Here is a 19,841-nt window from a genome sequence, read left to right as displayed (position 1 = left end):
GAACAATTAACTTGCGGTATCCACCCATAAAAACTCATTAGCCCGATCGCCAATTTCATTTCGCTGGGCATTTCGGCGATCGAAGATGCCCAGCCGCGACCCAGCGGATGAAGCGGTTGTAGAGCGTCTTAGGCGGACCGTAGCCGGCAGGGGCGTCCTTCCACTGCAATCCGTTGCGGCACTGTGGCCGGCACCTTCATCCGCTTCAGCACCGCACCGAGCGACATGTCGGATAGATAGTGGCCTTTCGTGCCGCGAAAGACGAGATCGCCCTCGCGTCCATCGTAGAGCGGCTGGAGGATCTCGACGACGCGAGCGGGCAGAGGAACGACATGCCCGCGACCAGCCTTCATGCGCTCGGCTGGCACGGTCCAGACGGCCTTCCCCAGGTCGATCTCGCTCCAGATGGCACCTCGCGTTCGCCCGAGCGGGCCGCCGTCAGGATAGTGAACTCCAATGCCTTCGCGGACGTGCCGTAGGCCGCGCGCAGGCGCTCAACGAAGGCCGGGACGTCGGCATAGGGCAGGCCAGCCTGTTCCTGCTTCGCATTTCGGGCATCGACGAAAACTGGGGATGGAGCTCCTTTCTGGACGATGTGGAAAGCGTTCTGGAACGCCTGCTAAAGGAGACGTAAAGCTCTACCGGACGAAGGTTCGAAGCGAGACGCCGCAGCGAGTTGGCCGCCTAGGCATGTTTGATGTTTCCAGCCCCTGGACGCCCAGCCCTGCTCATCGGTGCCGACCATTCCCATCGTCCTGTTATCTGTAGGGCCAGCAAAGCTTTTGTGAGCTCTTCCTGACAGAACTCAGCACCTACTTCTTCGGCTTCGCACCGCCGTCCTCAGCGCGTGTTCTCATCGCATCCCTGCTTTTCCGGCGACAAACTGCGCGTCACCTCGCATTCTGCCTTGCGCGCTCAGTGCGCCTCGGCTGAGGCGCCCGCTTTCGGCGGCTTGCGCAGGACGAGGGTGAGGAGGCACAGCCCAACGAAAAGGCCGGTCAGCACCACGAAGATGTCGGCGAACGCCATGACCGCCGCCTGTCTGTTGACCAGCGAGACCATCTGCGCGATCGCACCGGTCTGCCCGTCGATACCGTTCGCCGAAAGCTGGGCCGACATCTGCGCCATGCGCTCGTCCACCACGGGGCGACCCCAGGAGACGTGCTCAGCAAGGCGCTGATAGTGCAGGGTTGTCCGATCGGTGATCATCGTGTTGATGACGGCGAGCCCGACGGCACCGCCGAGATTGCGCGTCAGGTTGTAGAGGCCGGACGCGCCCTTCAGTTTGTCCGGCGGCAGCGAGCCGAGAGAGATGTTGTTGATCGGCACCATCGCCATCATCAGCCCGAAGCCGCGCAGGATCTGCGGCACCAGAAGCTCGTAAAAGTCCCAGTCCTGCGTCAGCCCGCTCATCATCCATGTGCCGAGCGCGAAGGCCGCGAATCCCGTTCCCATGAGAACTCGCGCATCCACCCGGCCGGACAGGATGCCGGAAAGCGGAGCGGTCAGGAACATGGCAAGACCCGAGACGAACATCGTCTCGCCGATCATCAGGGCGTCGTAGCCGCGGATGCGCGAGAGATAGACCGGGTAGAGATAGGTTAGCCCGTATAGGCCGACGCCCATGATGAAGGAGAACAGCGAGCCGAACGCGAAGTTGCGGTCGGTGAAGGCGCTGAGATCGACGATCGGCTCCTTCGCTGTGAAGGCGCGCCAGAAGAACAGGACGGCGCCGACGACGCTGACGATGCCGAGGATCGCAATCGCACTGTCGTCGAACCAGTCGTTGCGCGGGCCTTCCTCGAGAACGTATTCGAGCGCACCGAGGAACGCGGCGAGGCCCGCCAGCCCGAACCAGTCGAAATGGCTGAAGAGCTTGAGGTTCGGCTTGTCGAAGTCGATGAGGTTCCACGCCGCGATCGTCACGAGGATGCCGAAGGGCACGTTGACGAGGAAAAGCCAGTGCCAGGAAAGGGCGTCGCTGAGGTAGCCGCCCACCGTCGGACCGATCGTGGGTGCGAGGGTGGCGACGAGGCCGATCATCGGCGAGACGACGGCACGGCGCGAGGGCGGGAAGATGGTGAAGGCTGCGGCGAACACGCTCGGGATCATCGCGCCGCCGATGAAGCCCTGCAGCGCGCGATAGACGATCATCTGGTCGATCGAGGTGGCGGTGGCGCACAGCGCCGAGGCGGCGGTGAAGCCGCCGGCAGCCAGCGTGAAGACGATGCGCGTCGACAGCATCCGGGCGAGGAAGCCGGAGAGCGGGATCATGATCACTTCGGCGATGAGGTAGGCCGTCTGCACCCAGGCGATCTCGTCGGCCGAGGCCGAGAGCCCGGCCTGGATCTCGGCGAGGGAGGCGGAGACGATCTGGATGTCCAGGATCGCCATGAACATCCCGAAGACCATCGCGAAGAAGGCGATGACCCTCCGCGCGGGCACCGCGTCGGGCGCGGTGCCCTGCCGGGAGATAGGGTCGGATGGGGCGCCGGCCTTCGCGCTTGCGGTGGAGGACATTGTCTTGGCGTGCCTTCAGGGCCGGGCGAGCGTCGTCCGTTCGTTGGGGTTCAGCGTGTGGCGTCGGCGACCGGCGCCGTATCGGCTGGAGCCGGTGCGCTTTCGGCCGGGGCAGGGGCGTTCTCGTCCGGCGCCGTGCGTGTATCGACAGAGACCGTGACCGACAGGCCGGGGCGCATTTGCGAAAGCACGTCTGCCGGACCGTCGATTGAGATGCGCACGGGCACGCGCTGGACGATCTTGGTGAAGTTGCCGGTCGCGTTGTCGGGCGGCAGCAGCGAGAAGACCGAGCCGGAAGCGGGCGCGAGCGAGACGACCGTGCCTTCGACGTCGACGCCCGGCAGGGCATCCGCCTCGATGCGCACTTTCTCGCCGAGCTTGATGTCGTGAAGCTGCGTCTCCTTGAAGTTCGCGTCGATATAGGCCGCGTCGATCGGCACGATTGCGGCGAGCTGGCGGCTGGGGGAGACGAGGTCGCCGGTCTGCACGGAGAGATTGCCGACGACGCCGTCATAGGGGGCGCGAAGCGTGGTGAAGGAGAGGTCGCGCGCCGCCATGTCGCGGCTGACTTCCAACTCGCCGACGAGCGCCTGCGCCTGCATGGCCTGCGCGTCGTAGACGGCGACCTGCGCCTGCGCGGCCGAGATAGCGGCGTCCGCGCCCGTCAGTCTGGCACGCGCTTGTGCCTCGGCCGCGCGGGCGGCGTCGAGAGGCGCCTGTGCACCGGCGCCCGTGCGGGACAGAGCCTCAGCACGCTCGCGGTCGAGCTGCGCCTGGGCGACGACGGAGGCGGCCGATTCGCGGTCGGCGCGTGCCTGTTCCACGGAGGCCTGCGCGGCCGCCTGCTGGGCCTGGATACTGGCGACGGCAAGTCGCTGCGTCTCGATCTTGGCGTTGGCTGCGTCCAGCGCGAGGCGATAGTCGGCCGAATCGATCTCAACCAGCGGGTCGCCCGCGCTGACGGTCTGGTTCTCCACCACCGGCACGCTGGAGACGTAACCCGTGATCTTCGGCGTCACCACGGCCATGTCGGACGCGATATACGCGTCGTCCGTCGTGACGAGGAAACGGCCGTCGGTCCACCAGGAGTGACCGTACCAGGCTCCCGCCGCGAGCGCCGCCAGCGCCACGGCGCCGAAGAGAAGCTTTTTCACACCGCCGGACTTGCCGGACTCCGCGCCCGTTGCGGCTGCCGGAGACTGATCGTCCGCCGGCGCGGCCTCTTCCCCGCCGACTGGATCCGAAGAGCCTTCGCGAGTGGGTTCATCGCGCACGCTCGGCTCGTCGGGGGTTTCTCCGGTCAGGAGCTGCTGGGAGCGGGTATCGTCGCGCGCGGGGCGCATCGTGGAATCGTCTGGCATGATCGGTTCACCTAATCGAACCGAACGGTTCGGTTCGATCTTGACTTGGCTCATCTCCATCGTCATTTCAAGCGGCATGACGAAGGATTCGCGTATCCGGCAAAATGACGCGGCAAGGCCGCGCGGGCGGTCGAAAGCTGACGGCCTGAAACGAGCGGCCGGGGAGGGGCGCGGCGCCGCGGGCGAGGACCCCGCCAAGCGGCGCCAGATCCTCGAGGGTGCACGGCGCGTGTTCGTCTCTTCAGGCTTCGACGCGGCCTCGATGAACGACGTCACGCGCGAGGCCGGCGTCTCGAAGTCGACGCTCTACGTCTATTTCCGCTCGAAGGAAGAACTGTTCACGGCGCTGATCGCGCAGGAGCGCGACCGCTATTTCGAGGCCTTCGTGCCGATTCTCGCCGACGCCGAGCACCCGGAAACAACGCTGATGCGATTCGGCCTCGCACTCGCGCAATTGTCGATCTCTCCGGAGGCCGTCCACGCCAAGCGCACCGTCATCGCGGTGGCGACCCGGATGCCGTCGCTCGGGCGCGCCTTCTATCGCGACGGCCCTGAGCGCGCCCACGCGCTTCTCGTCGCCTATCTGGAGAAGGCCGTGGCGGGCGGCCGGCTGTCCATCGACGACATTTCCTTGGCCGCCTCGCAGTTCATTGAACTGGTGGGGGCGGGGCTGTTCCGCCGCTCGCTGTTCGACGACGAAGCACCGCTTGCAACCCCGGAAGTGCTGGAGCGCACGGTGCGCGGAGCGGTGAATCTGTTCCTCGCGGGCTATGGTCCGACGGCGTTCCCTAAGCTTGAGCGAAACTTATCCCCAGCCCTCTAAAGTGCGGGGATCGTCATCCGACTCGCATTGACTCCCGGCAGTGTCGGGCCCACTATATCCAGCATTGCAGATCGGCTTTCCTACTAGGGATAGTGTCCCGGGAATCGAGTCGATCACAAGAAACGGTGGTGGGACCGTAGACCGTTTGCAACCGCTGGGGACAGAGTTCATGTCGTTCGGGCCTTGTCGGAGTTCGCTCCGCGAAAGCCTGCGGGGTGGAATGTTGCTACCGGAAGGCCCGCCGCGACATTGACGAATTTTCCCGGGGCGAGGTGTCCCGGCGGGTGATGCGGTCGACGGCCGGTCCCGATTGGGGGCGGCCTGTCCTTTGGCATGATCCCGCCCGACCTTTGCCTCCAGTTCTGGAGCTGCCGATGTCTCTTCACTCTTCCTCCGTGACCGCGCCGCAGCCCGTTCCGGGGGCGAACCCCGTCGAGGCGAACGTGGCCCCGGCGCCGGGCACGCGCGTCATCCGCCGCAACGGCCAGGTCTCGGCCTTCGATCCGGCGAAGATCTCGGTCGCCATGACCAAGGCGTTCCTGGCTGTCGAGGGCCGCACGGCGGCCGCCTCCTCGCGCGTCCACGAGAGCGTGCGCGCGTTGACCGAGGAGGTCGTCGCTTCGCTGAACCGCCGCTCGGGCGGTGATCGCCTCCTGCACATCGAGGACATCCAGGACCAGGTCGAGCTCGCGCTCATGCGCTCCGAGCACCACAAGGTCGCGCGCGCCTACGTTCTCTACCGCGAGGAGCATGCCCGCGCCCGTCAGGCCGAAGTCGCGGCGAGCAGTTCGGGCGAGCCCGTCCTGAACGTGCGCCGTGCCGACGGCACCACGGCACCGCTCGACGAGGCGCGCCTTGCCGCCGTCGTGGCCGAGGCGGCCGAGGGTCTGGACGGCGTGTCGGCCGAGGCGATCCTCGCCGAGACGCGCCGCAACCTCTATGATGGCATTTCGCCGGCCGAACTCGGCGAGGCGCCGGTGATGGCCGCGCGCACGCTGATCGAGACCGAGCCGAACTACGCCTTCGCCTCCGCGCGCCTTCTCCTCGACAAGCTGCGCACCGAGGCGCTGTCCTTCCTCTCGGGACGCCCGGAGACGGCCAAGCAGAGCGACATGGCGGCGCGCTATCCCGCGTCCTTCGGTGCCTATCTGAAGAAGGGCATCGACGCCGGGCTGATCGACGCGGAGCTTGCCCGTTTCGACCTTGCGCGTATTGCCGGCGCTCTGAAGCCCGAGCGCGACCTGAACTTCCAGTTCCTCGGCCTTCAGACGCTCTACGACCGCTATTTCCTGCAGACGGAAGGCGTGCGCTTCGAGCTGCCGCAAGCTTTCTTCATGCGTGTCGCGATGGGCCTGGCCGTGCGCGAGGTCGATCGCGAGGCCCGCGCGATCGAGTTCTACGAGCTTCTGTCGAGCATGCGCTTCATGGCGTCGACGCCGACGCTGTTCAACTCGGGCACGCAGCGCCCGCAGCTCTCCTCCTGCTTCCTGACGACCGTCTCCGACGATCTCGACGGCATCTTCAAGGCGGTGAAGGACAACGCGCTGCTGGCCAAGTATTCCGGGGGCCTCGGCAACGACTGGACGCCGGTCCGCGGCCTGGGCGCCCACATCAAGGGCACCAACGGCAAGAGCCAGGGCATCGTGCCGTTCCTGAAGGTGGCCAACGACACCGCGATCGCCGTGAACCAGGGCGGCAAGCGCAAGGGCGCGGTCTGCGCCTATCTCGAGACCTGGCACATCGACATCGAGGAGTTCCTCGACCTTCGCAAGAACACCGGTGACGACCGCCGCCGCACGCACGACATGAACACGGCCAACTGGGTGCCGGACCTGTTTATGCAGCGCGTGGCGGAGGGCGGCGACTGGACGCTGTTCTCGCCCGATGAGGTGCCGGGCCTGCACGACCTCTACGGCGTTGCCTTCAAGGAGGCCTACGAGGGCCAGGAAGCACGCGCGGCACGCGGCGAGGTGAAGGTCTTCAAGCGCGTGAAGGCTGTGGACCTGTGGCGCCGCATGCTGACCATGCTGTTCGAGACGGGCCATCCCTGGATCACGTTCAAGGACCCGTGCAACATCCGCTCGCCGCAGGGCCATGTGGGCGTCGTCCACTCGTCGAACCTGTGCACCGAGATCACGCTGAACACGAGTGAATCCGAAGTCGCGGTCTGCAATCTCGGTTCGGTCAACCTTGCCGCCCACGTGACGGCCGAGGGGCTCGACCGCGAGATGCTCGCCGGCACCGTGAAGACCGCGATGCGCATGCTCGACAATGTCGTCGACATCAACTTCTACACGATCCCCGAAGCGCGGGCCTCGAACCTGAGGCACCGCCCGGTCGGCCTCGGCATCATGGGCTTCCAGGACGCGCTGCAGACGCTGCGCCTGCCCTACGCTTCGGACGAGGCCGTCGCCTTCGCCGACACCAGCATGGAAGCCATCTCCTTCGAGGCGATCTCGGCCTCGGTGGATCTGGCCGCCGAGCGCGGGCGCTACGCGTCCTTCGAGGGTTCGCTCTGGAGCCAGGGCATCCTGCCGGTGGACTCGGTCGGTCTCGTCGGCAAGGCGCGCGGCGTCACCTTCGATCAGTCCTCGACGCTCGACTGGAGCGGCCTGCGCGAGCGCGTGAAGACCACGGGCATGCGCAACTCCAACACGATGGCGATCGCGCCCACGGCCACGATCTCCAACATCTGCGGCGTCTCGCAGTCGATCGAGCCAGCCTACCAGAACCTCTACGTCAAATCGAACATGTCGGGCGACTTCACCGTGGTGAACGCCGGCCTCGTGCGCGATCTGAAGGCGAGGGGACTGTGGGACGAGGTGATGATCTCGGACCTCAAATACTATGACGGCTCGCTCGGCCCGATCGACCGGGTGCCGGCGGACCTCAAGGCGCTCTACGCCACGGCCTTCGAGATCGACTCGTCCTGGCTGATCGACGCTGCGGCCAAGCGCCAGAAGTGGATCGACCAGGCCCAGTCGCTGAACCTTTATCTCGCGAGCCCTTCCGGCAAGGCGCTGGACACGCTCTACCGCCACGCCTGGGAGAGCGGGCTGAAGACGACCTACTACCTGCGCACCCGTTCGGCGACGCATGTGGAGAAGTCGACGCTGAAGGGCACGGACGGCAAGCTCAACGCGGTCTCGGCCGCCAGCGCTGCTGCGGCGCCGGTTGCCGCCCCGGCTCCGGTGACCAAGGCGCCTGTCGCGGTAGCCCCGGTCGCCGTCGCGCCGGTCTCGGCCGCGCCGATCATCGTGCCGGAGGCGGCGTGGGGCAAGGCGTGCGCCATCGACGATCCCGAGTGCGAGGCCTGCCAGTAAGCCAGCGGCGTTTCACCGCACGCCATGATGGTCCCGGCCTCGGCCGGGACCCGTTTCCAGATCCTCGTCGACGCCATATCGTCAACGCAAAGGGTCGCTTCCATGACACGCATGGATTCGACCGCGGAGCCGTCGACCACCGGCGAGGCCGCCCCCATCTTCGGAGTTCAACCCATGCTCGACTGGTCCCAGCCCACCAAGCCCGCGCCCGTTCACCCCGCCTTCGACAAGACCCCGCCGGTCGACGCCACGGGCCTCGGCGAGATCGACCGCTCGGGCGGCCGCGTCTCGGTCTCCGAGAAGCGGATGATCAACGCGCGTGCCGACGTGAACCAGCTCCTGCCGATGAAGTACGGCTGGGCGTGGGAGAAGTACCTCTCGGCCTGCAACAACCACTGGATGCCGACCGAGGTCTCGATGCAGGCCGACATCGCGCTGTGGAAGTCGGCCGACGGGCTGACCGACGACGAGCGGCGCATGATCAAGCGCAATCTCGGCTTCTTCGCCGCGTCGGAATCGCTCGTCGCCAACAACATCGTGCTGGCGATCTATCGCCACCTGACCAATCCCGAATGCCGCCAGTATCTGCTGCGCCAGGCCTTCGAGGAGGCGATCCACACCCACACCTTCCAGTACATCGTGGAGAGCCTGTCGCTCGACGAGGGCGAGCTCTTCAATATGTACCGTGAGGTGCCCTCGATCACCGACAAGGCGGCCTGGGCGCTGAAGCACACACAGGGCATCGAGGACCCGCATTTCGCCACCGGTACGCCGGAAGCGGACCGCGCCTTCCTGCGCGACCTCGTGGCCTTCTATGTCGTCTTCGAGGGCATGTGGTTCTACACGGGCTTCGCGCAGATTCTCTCGCTCGGCCGGCGCGGCAAGATGCAGGGCATCGCCGAGCAGTACCAGTACATCCTGCGCGACGAGTCGATTCATCTGAACTTCGGCATCGACGTCATCAACCAGATCAAGGCTGAGAACCCGCACCTCTGGACGCCCGAGTTCCAGGAGGAAATCCGGGGCATGCTGCGCGAGGGCGCCGAGCTCGAGGCCTCCTACGGCCGCGACACGATGCCGAATGGCTTCCTTGGCCTCAACGCGCAGAGCTGCGAGAGCTACATGCACTTCATTGCCAATCGGCGCTGTGCGCAACTCGGCCTTCAGCCGGTCTTCCCGGCGACCGAGAACCCGTTCCCCTGGATGTCGGAAGCGATGGACCTCAAGAAGGAGAAGAACTTCTTCGAGACCCGCGTCATCGAGTATCAGAACGGCGGCGCGCTCGCCTGGGATTGATCGCTGGGCGCAAGGACGAATGAACAAAGGGGCGGCCGCCGGGCCGCCCCTTTTTCGTTGCGAAGCCTTCTCGTCAGATACGCCGCATCGGGATCGTCCAGGCAAGGAACGCGGCAATAGCCGCAAAGCACGCGACCCCGAGGAACGCGGTCCGGAAGGCATCGACGAGCGCGTCCTGCATGGAAAGCCGCGCGCCCTGGTCGAGACCGTCGAGGGCGCCGGGACCGCTCTCCATCACCGCCTGGAACAACCGGGCCGCTTCCGGCGCATTGGCAGTGAGGCTCGAGAAGAGGAGCGTGCCGATCACGGCCGTGCCGACGGCCGCGCCGAGCGAGCGCGAGAACTGGACGGAGGCGGCGCCCGCGCCGAGCATACTGGTGCCGGCGGCTGTCTGAACCGTGACCTGTACGACGCCCATCACCGTGCCCATGAAGATCGAGATCGCGCCGAGAAGCGCGGCGAGGGCGCCTGTGCCGAGATCGGATGCGGTAAAGGCCATGAAGACGAGAAGCGCGGTGGCGAGCACCAATCCCCAGGAGGGGAAGACAGCCGTGCGCCCGGTGATCGAGACGATGCGGCCCGTCACCAGCGAACCGACGCCGATGCCGAGCGTGAAGGGCAGGAGGAGGAGGCCCGTCTCGGCCGGCGAGACGCGGTGAACGACGAGGAGGTAGATCGGCAGGAAGGTGAGGAGCGAGACGAGCGTCGCGCCGTGGCAGGCCGCGAGGGCATCGGCCCGCCAGATCGAGGGATTGGACAGGAGCGGGATCGGCAGAAGCGGCGAGCGCGCCCGCTTCTCGCGCCACACGAGCAGCGCGAGCGCGACGGCGGCGAGCGCGAAAAGGAAGAGGATCGTCGCGACGAGATCGGCCTCGAAGGCGCGGATTTCCTCCAGCATCACCAGGGTCGAGACGACGAAGGTCGCGAACAGGAAGAGCCCCGCGAAATCGAAGCGGAAGGGCTGCGCGCCAGGCACTCGGTCTGGCAGGCGCAGCGTCAGGACGACGGCGGCAAGGCCCACCGGGATGTTGACGAGAAAGACCGACTGCCAGCCGAAATGCTGGGTGAGAAAGCCGCCCGCGACCGGCCCGAAGGCGCTGGAGGACACCGCGACGGCCGCGAGATAGCCCTGGTAGCGGGCGCGCTCGCGGGGGGCGATCGTCTCTCCGACGAGGGCCTGCGAGAGCGTCATCAGCCCGCCGCCGCCGAGGCCCTGCAGGACTCGGAACGCTGTCAGCATCTCCACGCTCTGCGCCAGCGCGCAGGCAAGCGAGGACAGCATGAAGATCGTCAGCGCCACCAGCATCAGGCGCTTTCGCCCGACCAGATCGCCGAGCCGTCCGTAGACGGGCGCCGCGATCGTCGTCGACACGAGATAGGCGATGACGATCCACGACACGCGTTCCACGCTGCCGAGAGTACCGGCGATCGCCGGAAGCGCCGTTGCGACGATCGTCTGGTCCACCACCGCCAGGAACATCGGCAGCATGATCGAGGGGAAGATCGTGAAGAAGCCGATTTGCGGCCCGGGTTGCGGCGATGTCGGGGAAGGTGTGGAGGCCATCTCGATCCGGTATGCCTTTGCGATCACGTCAGACGATACGCGGCAGGCGGATCGGAGGCGCGGAGGGCCCTGAGCATCGCCCACTTGCCTGCCTGCCGCAACCGGCCGACAATCGAGACAAGAACGTGGCGGACAGGCTCCGGTCGATCGGGGCGCCACGGCGCATGCGGATGCGGATGGAGTACGATGCGATGAAAACGGTTCTGGTGCCTGTCGAGCTCCATACGCAGACCGCGTCCACGCTTGCGACGGCAAGTCTTCTGGCGAAGCTGTTCGGCAGCGTCGTCGAAGGCGCCTATCTGCGCCCGGCCTTCGCGCCGCCGCTCGGCATGGAACCGGCGAGCGCGATCGTGGTGCCGGATGTGCCCTTCGACGATGCCGCCGCGCGAACGGAGGCCGGCGAGCGCTTCGCCTCCGAACTCTCCGCCGCGGGCCTCGCGCGTCTCGGCGGACGCGGCGAGAACGGTCCCGGCGGCTTCTGGGATGCGGCGCGTGTTCTCGACGACGAACTGACCGGCCGCTACAGCCGCGCCTTCGACGTCACCGTCGTCGGCCGCCCCGCCGATCGTTCGGGCGGCCCGCGCATGGCGACGCTAGAGTCCGCGCTGTTCGAGAGCGGCCATCCGATCCTCATCGCGCCGCCGACGGCTCCCGCCACGATGGGCCGCAACGTCGCCATCGCCTGGAATGGCAGCACGGAGACGGCGCGCACGCTCGCTTTCTCGCGCCCGCTCCTGCGGCTGGCCGAGAGCGTGACGATCCTCGTCGGCGAGGACGAACGCCCCGGCCCCTCCGGGCGGCGGATGCAGGAGCATCTGGCCGCCAACGGCATCGCGAGCGAACTGCGCGTGATGAATGCGGCGAGCATCCGCTCGGGCGAAGCGATACTCGCCGAATGCAATGCGCTGGGCGCCGACCTTCTGGTGAAGGGTGCCTACACGCAAAGCCGGCTGAGGCAGATGATCTTCGGCGGAGCGACGAGCAGCATCATCGCCAAGACCGAGATGCCGGTGCTGATGGCGCATTGAAGGCGCCGGCAGGCAGGCGGTCGAGACGCCCCTTCAGCGCTCCAGAAAATCCGCCAGCTCACGAAGCACCTTGTCCGGCATCTCCTCCTGCAGGGTGTGTCCGCAGTCCAGGGCCTTCCCGCGCACGTCTCGCGCCTTCTCGCGCCACGTCTGAATGACGTCGTAGGTCTGTCCGACGAAGCCGCGCGCGCCCACAGAGCGAGAAGCGGTGCTGTGACGCGGCTCTCCGCGTCAGCGGCGTCATGCTCAAGATCGATGCCCGCCGCCGCCCGGTAGTCCTCGCAGATCGCGTGGATCGTCGCCGGATCCCGGTAGCAGCGCAGATATTCCTCGAACGCCGCGTCCTCGGTGGCTCCCGCGACCTTGTTCTGCCCCGCGATGTGTCGGCGAAGGAACAATTCGGGGTCCGAGCCGATCATCTTCTCCGGCAGCGGATAAGGCTGGATCAGGAAGAACCACCAGAAATAGCGGGTCGCGAAGGCCTTGTCAGTTCGCGCGTACATCGTCGCCGTCGGCGCGATGTCGAAGACGGCAAGGCGTTCGACGGCCAGCGGATGATCGAGCGCCAGCCGATGGGCGACGCGCGCGCCCCTGTCGTGACCTATGACCTGAAATGCATGATGGCCGAGGGTGGCCATCAGGTTCACCACGTCGCGCGCCATCTCGCGTTTCGAATAGCCTGCGTGATCGGTTCCACCCTGCGGCTTGCCGCTGTCGCCGTAACCGCGCAGATCCATCGCGATGACCGTGTGATCCTGCGCCAGCGAAGGCGCGATCTTGCGCTAGGTGACATGGGTCTGCGGATGGCTGTGGAGAAGGACGAGAGGCCGGCCGCGACCGGCCGAGGCGAACCGAATCCGTGGGCCTTCGGGCGGCAGGAAGTCCCGCAGGGTGAAGCCTTCAAGGAACGGCGAGGAGCCGACGTCGCGGAAGGAGGTCATGGCAGTCGCATTTCGCTCTGGGGCCCCGATGCGGGCCAGCGTGCCGAAGGTCGGCCTGTCTCGCCTCGGATTCAAGCCGGAACGGGACGCCGCGCTGGCAGGGCCGCGGGTCGACGACAAGCCTGCCGCGCCGGCGCGCTTCGCGCGGAAGGAGGAGACGACTCCCTCCGCCGATCGGACGGCCGCTCAATCCGGCGTCGCGAGTCCCTCGGGAACATCCCAGTTTCTGCCCGGCATCGAGGCGATCAGAGACTTGGTGTAGTCGCTCTTCGAATGTTCGAGGACGTCGCGCGCGGTGCCCATCTCCACCACCTCGCCGTTGCGCATGACCGCGATGCGGTCTGAGATCTGAGCCGCGACGCGCAGATCGTGGGTGATGAACAGCATGGTCAGGCCCATGCGATCGCGCACATCCTTCAAAAGCCGCAGCACTTCCTTCTGCACGGAAACGTCGAGCGCCGAGACGGCCTCGTCGGCGATCAGGATTCTGGGCTCCATCATCAGCGCGCGGGCGATGCAGATGCGCTGGCGCTGGCCGCCTGAGAACTGCGACGGGTATCGCGAGAGGGCTTCGGGATCGAGCCGTACAATGCGCATCAGATCGTGCGCGCGCGCCCAAGCATCTGCGCGCGCGAGCCCGAAATTGATCGGCGCCGAGACGAGCTGGTCGCCGATCGTGCGCCGGGGGTTCAGCGAACCGTACGGGTCCTGGAAGACGATCTGGATTTCGCTGCGATATTTCCGCAGCTGCCCCTTGGGCAGGTTGGCGAAGTCGACGTCGCCGATGCGCGCGGAGCCGCCGTCGGGCTCGATCAGCCGGATCAGCGTGCGCACGAGCGTCGTCTTGCCCGAGCCGGACTCGCCGACGATACCGAGCGTTTCGCCGCGTCTCAGGCTGAAATCGATCGGATGGACCGCGTGGACGATGCGGGCAGGGGCGGTGAGCGTGCGCCCGACATGGAAGGTCTTGGAAAGGCCGTGCACCTCCAGCACGGTCGGTGCGTCTTCGGCCGGGGGCACGTAGTCTGGCGCACGCCGCGCGGGGACGGCTGCGATCAGCTGGCGCGTATAAGGGTGCTGCGGCGTCGAAAGCACCTCGTGCGCCGAACCCTGCTCGACGATCCGCCCCTTCTCCATCACCACGACGCGATCGGCGATCTCGGCCACCACGTCGAAATCGTGCGTCACGAAGAGGATGCCGGCGTCATGCGTCTCCTTCAGCCTGCGCATCAGCGCAAGGATCTGCGCCTGCGTCGTCACATCGAGAGCCGTCGTCGGCTCGTCGGCGATCAGCAACGAGGGGTTCATGGCGAGCGCCAGCGCGATGACGATGCGCTGGCGCTGGCCGCCCGAGAGCTGGTGCGGGTAGGAGGCGTAGATCCGCTGCACGTCGGGAAGCCGCACCTCCTCCAGAAGTGCGAGCGTTCGCGCCCGGCGCTCGGCGCGGCCGAGGTCGCTGTGGGCCTGGAACACCTCCTCGATCTGATCCCCGACCGTGAAGCAGGGATTGAGCGAGGTCATCGGCTCCTGGAAGATCATCGCCATACGGTTGCCGCGCAGCTTGGCGTGCTCGCGCGGGCGCAGGGTGAGGATGTCGCGCCCCTCGAACAGGACCTTGCCGGCCGATGGCTTCAGAGCCTTCGGAAGGAGGCCCATCGTGGTGAAGGCCGTGACGGACTTGCCCGATCCCGATTCGCCGACGATGCAGACGATCTCGCCCGCGCGGACCGAGAAGCTCAGATTCTCGACCGCATGTGGGCGGTCGCCTCGCTTCGGCAGGTCGACCGTCAGCCCCTCGACCCGCAGGACGTCACGGCCGTCCGTCATCGGCGCTCGCCGATGTCGTGGAAGATGCCCGCCATCATGGCGGCGGCTTCTTCGGCGAGCGCGACCAGCATGTGCTCGTCGGGCGCGTGCTGGCCGCAGGCCCGGTGCGAATGCGGCACCCAGACGGTCGGCATGCCCAGCGTCTCCACGAAGACCTCGTTGGGCAGCGAACCACCGAGATTGGGCAGGATCGCGGGCTTCTTCCCGGTGGTCTGGCTGATAGAGCCGGCGACGAGGCGCACCCATTCATTGTCGGGATCGGTGCGCGTTGCGTGGAAGAAGCCACGCTTCATCGGCTCGATGGCGATGTCCTGGAAGCCGTGCGCGTCGAGATGCTCGCGCAGCGCCGGCAGGATGCGGTCGGTGTCCACACCGACGACGTAGCGCAACTGGCAGGTGGCACGCGCGTTGCCGGGAACCGCGTTCACCGGCGCCTCGGGTCGTCCGCAGGTGAAGGCCAGAACCTCGAAATTGCACCAGCCGAACACCTGCATCGGCCCTTCGAGACCGGGCTCCCCCCATTCGGGGTCGCTCTTCGGATCGCTAGGATCGGGCTCCAGCGAGATGTCCGCAAGCGCGTCGCGCACGTTCGCGGGGATCTCGCCCGGCGTCCACTCGCGGATGGCCAGCTTGCCCTTGGCATCTGTAATGGTAGCGAGTGCATGGGCCAGCCGTATGCCGGGATTGACGAGAAGGCCGCCCCAATTGCCGGAATGATAGGCGCCCGGCCGCTCGTCGGCGATCAGATGGAAGCCGTATCCGCCGCGCGCGCCGAGGAACATCGTGGGTGTCTCGACCGCCGTGCGCGGCCCGTCCGAGGCGATCAGAACGTCGGCCTTCATCAGCTCCTTGTGGGCTTCCGCGATCTGGGCGAGACCCGGCGAACCGCTCTCCTCGCCCATCTCGATGATGATCTTGACGTTGAAGCCGAGCTTGCCCTTCGCATCGATCACACAGCGCAGGGCTGCGATGTTGATCGTGTGCTGGCCCTTGTTGTCGACCGTGCCGCGTCCGTAGAGCTTGCCGTCCGCCTCTTCGAGCTTGAAGGGATCGCGCCCCTCGGCCCAGTCGCCGCCCATGCCCCACAGGACATCGCCGTGGCCGTAGGTCAGGATGGTCGGCAGCCCGTCGCCCTCCGTGCGTTCGCCGAACAGCACCGGCAGGCGCTCCGCCACCGGGTTCTCGATGATCTGCGTTTTAAAACCGAGCGCTTGCAGCGCCGGGGCGATCTCTTCGAGCAGATAGCGCCGGTGGTCGGGACCGGAATCCTCGCGCGGGCTTTCGGACGGTACGGCGACGCGCTTGGCCAGTTCCGCCTTGAAGGCGCCGCCGGTCACATAGTCGCGTGCCGCCGCAACGGCCGTCTCACGCGCCGCATTTGCATCAGACATTCTGGAGAGCTCCCGGTTCTTTCATGTATCAGTTTCGGTTTTCGGGGGCGAGCGCGTCGCGCAGCCCGTCACCGGCCAGATTGATCGCCATCACGATAACGAAGATCGCCGCGCCCGGAATCATGATCAGCCAGGAATCGAAGAGAAGATACTGGCGTCCCTCGGCCACCATGAGGCCCCATGACGGCGTCGGCGGCTGGACCCCGAGCCCGAGGAAGGAGAGGGCGGCTTCCAGGAGAATCGCCTGCGCCATCTCGAAGGTCGCGATGACGGCGAGCCGGTCGAAGACGTTCGGAAGCACGTCACGCAGGATGATCTGTCGCGTCGTGAAGCCGAGCGAGCGCGATGCCTGGATGTATTCCTGGTTGCGCAGCTGCTGCGTGGCGGCGCGCGTGACGACGGCGAAGCGATCCCACAGGAGAAGGCCGAGAACGAGCACGACCACGGTCAGCGAGCCGCCGAACAGCGCGACGACGGCGAGGGCCACCATGACCACCGGCAGCGTCAGCCGCGTCATGATGAAGAAGTTGATGAACAGGTCCACCCGCCCGCCGAAATAGCCGGCGAGCACGCCGAGCGTCGTTCCGATCAGCCCGGACGCGATGACGGTGAAGATCGCGATCAGCAGCGAAATGCGCGCGCCGTAGATGATGCGGCTCAGATAGTCGCGCCCGAGGCCGTCCGTTCCGAGAATGTGCTCGGCCGAGCCGCCCTCCATCCAGATCGGCGAGACGAGCCGGTTTCCCATGCTCTGGGCATAGGGGCTGTAAGGCGCGATGAGCGGTGCGAAGATCGCGATCAGGACGATGAGCAGGAAAACGCCCGCGCCCACGAGGAAGGTCGGGTTGCGGCCGAGCTGCCGCCAGGCGTTCCGCCTTGGTGCGCCTAGGGGCGCAATCGCAGCAGCGGATGTCGTTTCGGCCGTACTCATTGGATGCGGATCCTCGGATCGAGCCAGGAATTGACCAGGTCCGACAGGAGCACCAGCACGACGTAGAAGACCGCCACGATCAGGAGGATCGCCTGGACCACGGGCAGGTCCATGCGCGAGATGGACTCCCAGGCGAGAAAGCCGAGGCCCTGGATGCCGAACACGGTCTCGATGACCACCGAGCCGCCCAGCATGTTGCCGAACTGGACCGCCAGCAGCGAGACGACCGGGATGACGGCGTTTCGAAGTGCATGCTTGAAGACGATCTTGCACGTCGAGATGCCCTTGGCCTTGGCGGTGCGGATGTAGTCGGACGACAGAGCCTCGATCATCCCGGCACGGATGAGACGCATCATCGGAGGCGTCGAATAGTAGCCGAGTGCGATCGCCGGCAGGATGAAGTGCGCGAGCGTGGTCGAGCCGGATGCCGGCGCCCATCCGAGCGTCAGCGAGAAGACGACGATGAGGATGAGGCCGAACCAGAAATTCGGCAGCGCCTGGCCCATGACGGCGATGGCGAGGGCGACGCGATCGATAACGGAACCGGGCCTGAGAGCCGCCAGAACGCCCAGCGGCACCGAGAGGGCGAGCATTACGACGACGGCCATGGAGGCGAGCGTCAGCGTGTTGGGGAGGCGGTAGAACACAAGCTCGGCGACCGGCTGCCGAAAGAAGAGCGAGTTGCCGAAGTCGCCCGTCAGCGCGGCGCTGAGCCATTCGACGTAGCGCACCGGCCAAGGGCGATCGAGGCCAAGTTCGGCACGGATCGCGGCCATCTGAGCCGGCGTCGCCTCTTCTCCGGCGATCGCCGAAGCGACGTCGCCGGAGGCGTTCAGGAGCAGGAAGGCGAGCAGCGAGACGGCCAGACAGACACAGACGGCCAGCCCAATGCGCTGCGCCATATAGAGGAGCATGCCTTCTCCTGTTCTTATCGATCAGCGACGAGGGCTTCGGCTTACTGGTCTTTCCAGCGTGCCTGGAAGAAGCGCGGCGTCTCGTCCGGCACCGGCGTGAATTCGAGCTGCTCGTTGTAGACGTAGTTCAGGGCGTAGGTGAAAAGCGGCACCGTGTAGGCCTGGTCTGTCAGCCGCTCGATCATCTCGCGGTAGAGGGCGAGACGCGCTTCCGGGTCCACCGTCGAGTTGCCTTCCTCGATCAGCTCGCTCACCCGCGCATCGCGGGCATAGTCGGTCGGCGAGCCGGAAAACCAGTAGCCGGGGCCGGCGGCCACATCCATGACGGAGTTGGAGCCCCAGGCCTGGAACCACATCGGCAACTGCCCGGCGTCACGCGCTGTGGCGATGGCGGAGGCCTGGACGAAGTTGAGGCTGGCGTTGATGCCGACTTCCGCAAGGCTGCCGAAGACGGCTTCGATCATCGGCCGGTCGCGGTAGCCCCAGAACTGGATGTCGAAGCCGTCCGGATAGCCGGCGTCCGCCAGCATCTGGCGAGCCATCTCAGGATCGTATTCGTAGGTGACGGCCGCCTCTTCGACGCAGCCGAACTGGCGCGGCGCGCAAGGCGCGTTGATCAGTGACGAGCCAGGGCCCATCAGTGCCTCGCGGATGCCATCGCGATCGATCGCGTGGTTGATCGCGCGGCGGACATCGACGTTCTCAAGAGGGCTCTCGCCGGCACGTCCGGTCGCGTCCATGCCGACGAAGGCGATGCGGATCGTTTCTCCCGCATCGACCGTCAGCCCGCCGGCGTTCTCGAACTGCCCGACGGCGTCCGGCGGCACCCGCCAGATCCAGTCCAGACCCCCGCTGACCAGCTCAATGGCCTGCGTGTTGAATTCGCCGATACGGCGGAAATTGAGCGTCTGGATCGAGGGCTGGCCCTTCACGCCGCCGAAATAGTCCTCGAAAGCCTCCATCGACACGCTTTCGCCGGCGATATGCTGAGTGACGCGGTAGGGCCCGGTGCCGATCGGCTCGCGGGACATGCCTTCCGGGCCGGCTTCCGCATAATAATCCGCCGGGTAGATCGGCAGGAGGTTGGCGACATAGTCGAGAATCGGCGGGAAGACGCCGGCCGTCTTGATGCGCACGGTGTAGTCGTCGACCTTTTCCGCGCCTTCCAGAAAGAAGATCGGCTGCGGCGTCACGTTGGTCGTCACGTACTCGATCGTCGCGACGACATCGTCCGCGGTCAGCTCCTCGCCATTGTGGAACATCACGCCGCGGCGAAGGACGAATTCCAGCGTCGTGTCGTCGACGTAGCGGTAGGATTCGGCCAAATGCGGCTCGAACTCGCCGGTGTCGTTATTGCGATAGAGAAGCGTGTCCCAGATGTGGTGGGCGAGAACGATGCCTTCGCGGATCGTGTGCTGGTAGAAGTCGATGTTGGAGGGGATCGAGTCCGACGCCCAGGACAGCGAGTTGTCCGCCGGGCCCGCGAGCGACGGTGTCGCTGCCAGCAGCGCTCCGAGCGAGACACAGGCGGCCTTGAGCGTGCGATGCTTCATTTCGCGATCCTTATCTGTGGCTAAAATCCGGCTTCGATAGGCGTGGTTAACGTTCGATCCGGCGCGGTTCAGCCCGCGTCGAACCGTTGCGACTGCCCGCTCTGTGAGCGGGAAAGCCGTCTGTTGAAAACTTCAGCAACAGGAGCTTGCAACCGTTTCCGGGCGGTTGTCCATACCCTCGCGTCATATCTTTCGCGATCCGTCGAAACGCGGCGCGACGGGGCGGTCTTGCGTCGACGATGGCGGGTGCGACGCGTCCACTGTGTTGCCAATCGGTTGGGCGATGAAAGGCATCCGGCTGCGGCGGACAACCACGCGAGAATCGTATTGTAAAGCTGCGATTGGCGAAAATTTCAGGGGTCGGCTCAT

At 66.2% G+C, this 19,841-nt stretch carries 13 protein-coding genes and 2 pseudogenes; 4 read left to right on the top strand and 11 right to left on the bottom strand.

The window, feature by feature from the left end; all coding sequences use genetic code 11:
• Positions 1-75: 75 nt before the first annotated feature.
• From H1343_RS11405 to H1343_RS11395, 4 genes and pseudogenes are all read right to left on the bottom strand, one after another.
• Positions 76-178, bottom strand: a pseudogene (locus H1343_RS11405) (transposase); the annotation flags it as partial.
• Entirely contained in the window at positions 129-368 is a 240-nt protein-coding gene (locus H1343_RS17205) for a hypothetical protein (RefSeq protein ID WP_425484583.1), read from the bottom strand. The pseudogene H1343_RS11405 and the gene H1343_RS17205, both read right to left, overlap by 50 nt.
• 547 nt (positions 369-915) lie before the next feature.
• Positions 916-2,520 (bottom strand): DHA2 family efflux MFS transporter permease subunit, encoded by a 1,605-nt coding sequence (locus tag H1343_RS11400; RefSeq protein ID WP_185983023.1) that lies wholly within the window; start codon positions 2,518-2,520, stop codon positions 916-918.
• Between the two features lie 50 nt (positions 2,521-2,570).
• Positions 2,571-3,863, bottom strand: coding sequence for an HlyD family secretion protein (locus tag H1343_RS11395; protein WP_185985616.1), 1,293 nt, complete (start codon positions 3,861-3,863; stop codon positions 2,571-2,573).
• Between the two features lie 58 nt (positions 3,864-3,921).
• On the opposite strand from H1343_RS11395, the gene H1343_RS11390 reads away from it, so the two are divergent.
• The 3 genes from H1343_RS11390 to H1343_RS11380 all read left to right on the top strand — a co-directional run bounded on the left by H1343_RS11390 (position 3,922) and on the right by H1343_RS11380 (position 9,323).
• Positions 3,922-4,704, top strand: a complete 783-nt coding sequence (locus H1343_RS11390; RefSeq protein WP_246332963.1) for a TetR/AcrR family transcriptional regulator — start codon at positions 3,922-3,924, stop codon at positions 4,702-4,704.
• Positions 4,705-5,078: 374 nt separating this feature from the next.
• Positions 5,079-8,027 (top strand): ribonucleoside-diphosphate reductase subunit alpha, encoded by a 2,949-nt coding sequence (locus H1343_RS11385; RefSeq protein ID WP_185983022.1) that lies wholly within the window; start codon positions 5,079-5,081, stop codon positions 8,025-8,027.
• A gap of 174 nt (positions 8,028-8,201) precedes the next feature.
• Complete coding sequence (locus tag H1343_RS11380) at positions 8,202-9,323, top strand: ribonucleotide-diphosphate reductase subunit beta (RefSeq protein WP_185983021.1); 1,122 nt, start codon at positions 8,202-8,204, stop codon at positions 9,321-9,323.
• Positions 9,324-9,396: 73 nt separating this feature from the next.
• On the opposite strand, the gene H1343_RS11375 is transcribed toward H1343_RS11380, so the two are convergent.
• Positions 9,397-10,887, bottom strand: coding sequence for an MFS transporter (locus tag H1343_RS11375; RefSeq protein WP_185983020.1), 1,491 nt, complete (start codon positions 10,885-10,887; stop codon positions 9,397-9,399).
• 191 nt (positions 10,888-11,078) lie between these two features.
• Between H1343_RS11375 and H1343_RS11370 the strand changes: the two genes are divergently transcribed.
• Complete coding sequence (locus H1343_RS11370) at positions 11,079-11,915, top strand: universal stress protein (protein ID WP_185983019.1); 837 nt, start codon at positions 11,079-11,081, stop codon at positions 11,913-11,915.
• Positions 11,916-11,948: 33 nt separating this feature from the next.
• Here H1343_RS11370 and H1343_RS11365 read toward each other — a convergent pair.
• The 6 genes and pseudogenes from H1343_RS11365 to H1343_RS11340 form a co-directional block, all read right to left on the bottom strand.
• Positions 11,949-12,856: pseudogene (locus H1343_RS11365) on the bottom strand (alpha/beta fold hydrolase).
• A gap of 186 nt (positions 12,857-13,042) precedes the next feature.
• Positions 13,043-14,683 carry an ABC transporter ATP-binding protein gene (locus H1343_RS11360; protein ID WP_185983018.1) on the bottom strand — a complete coding sequence of 547 codons (1,641 nt, stop codon included), beginning with the start codon at positions 14,681-14,683 and terminating at the stop codon, positions 13,043-13,045.
• Entirely contained in the window at positions 14,680-16,074 is a 1,395-nt protein-coding gene (locus tag H1343_RS11355; protein WP_185983017.1) for a M20 family metallopeptidase, read from the bottom strand. Before H1343_RS11355 ends, H1343_RS11360 begins: the two co-directional genes overlap by 4 nt.
• Positions 16,075-16,102: 28 nt before the next feature.
• Complete coding sequence (locus tag H1343_RS11350) at positions 16,103-17,005, bottom strand: ABC transporter permease (RefSeq protein WP_185983016.1); 903 nt, start codon at positions 17,003-17,005, stop codon at positions 16,103-16,105.
• Complete coding sequence (locus H1343_RS11345) at positions 17,002-17,919, bottom strand: ABC transporter permease (protein WP_185983015.1); 918 nt, start codon at positions 17,917-17,919, stop codon at positions 17,002-17,004. The genes H1343_RS11350 and H1343_RS11345 overlap by 4 nt, the downstream gene beginning before the upstream one ends.
• 41 nt (positions 17,920-17,960) lie before the next feature.
• Positions 17,961-19,472 carry an ABC transporter substrate-binding protein gene (locus H1343_RS11340; RefSeq protein ID WP_185983014.1) on the bottom strand — a complete coding sequence of 504 codons (1,512 nt, stop codon included), beginning with the start codon at positions 19,470-19,472 and terminating at the stop codon, positions 17,961-17,963.
• Between the last annotated feature and the right edge of the window lie 369 nt (positions 19,473-19,841).

The organism is Aureimonas mangrovi, assembly GCF_014058705.1.
Taxonomy (GTDB): domain Bacteria; phylum Pseudomonadota; class Alphaproteobacteria; order Rhizobiales; family Rhizobiaceae; genus Aureimonas; species Aureimonas mangrovi.
This window is presented reverse-complemented; position numbering and strand designations above follow the sequence as displayed.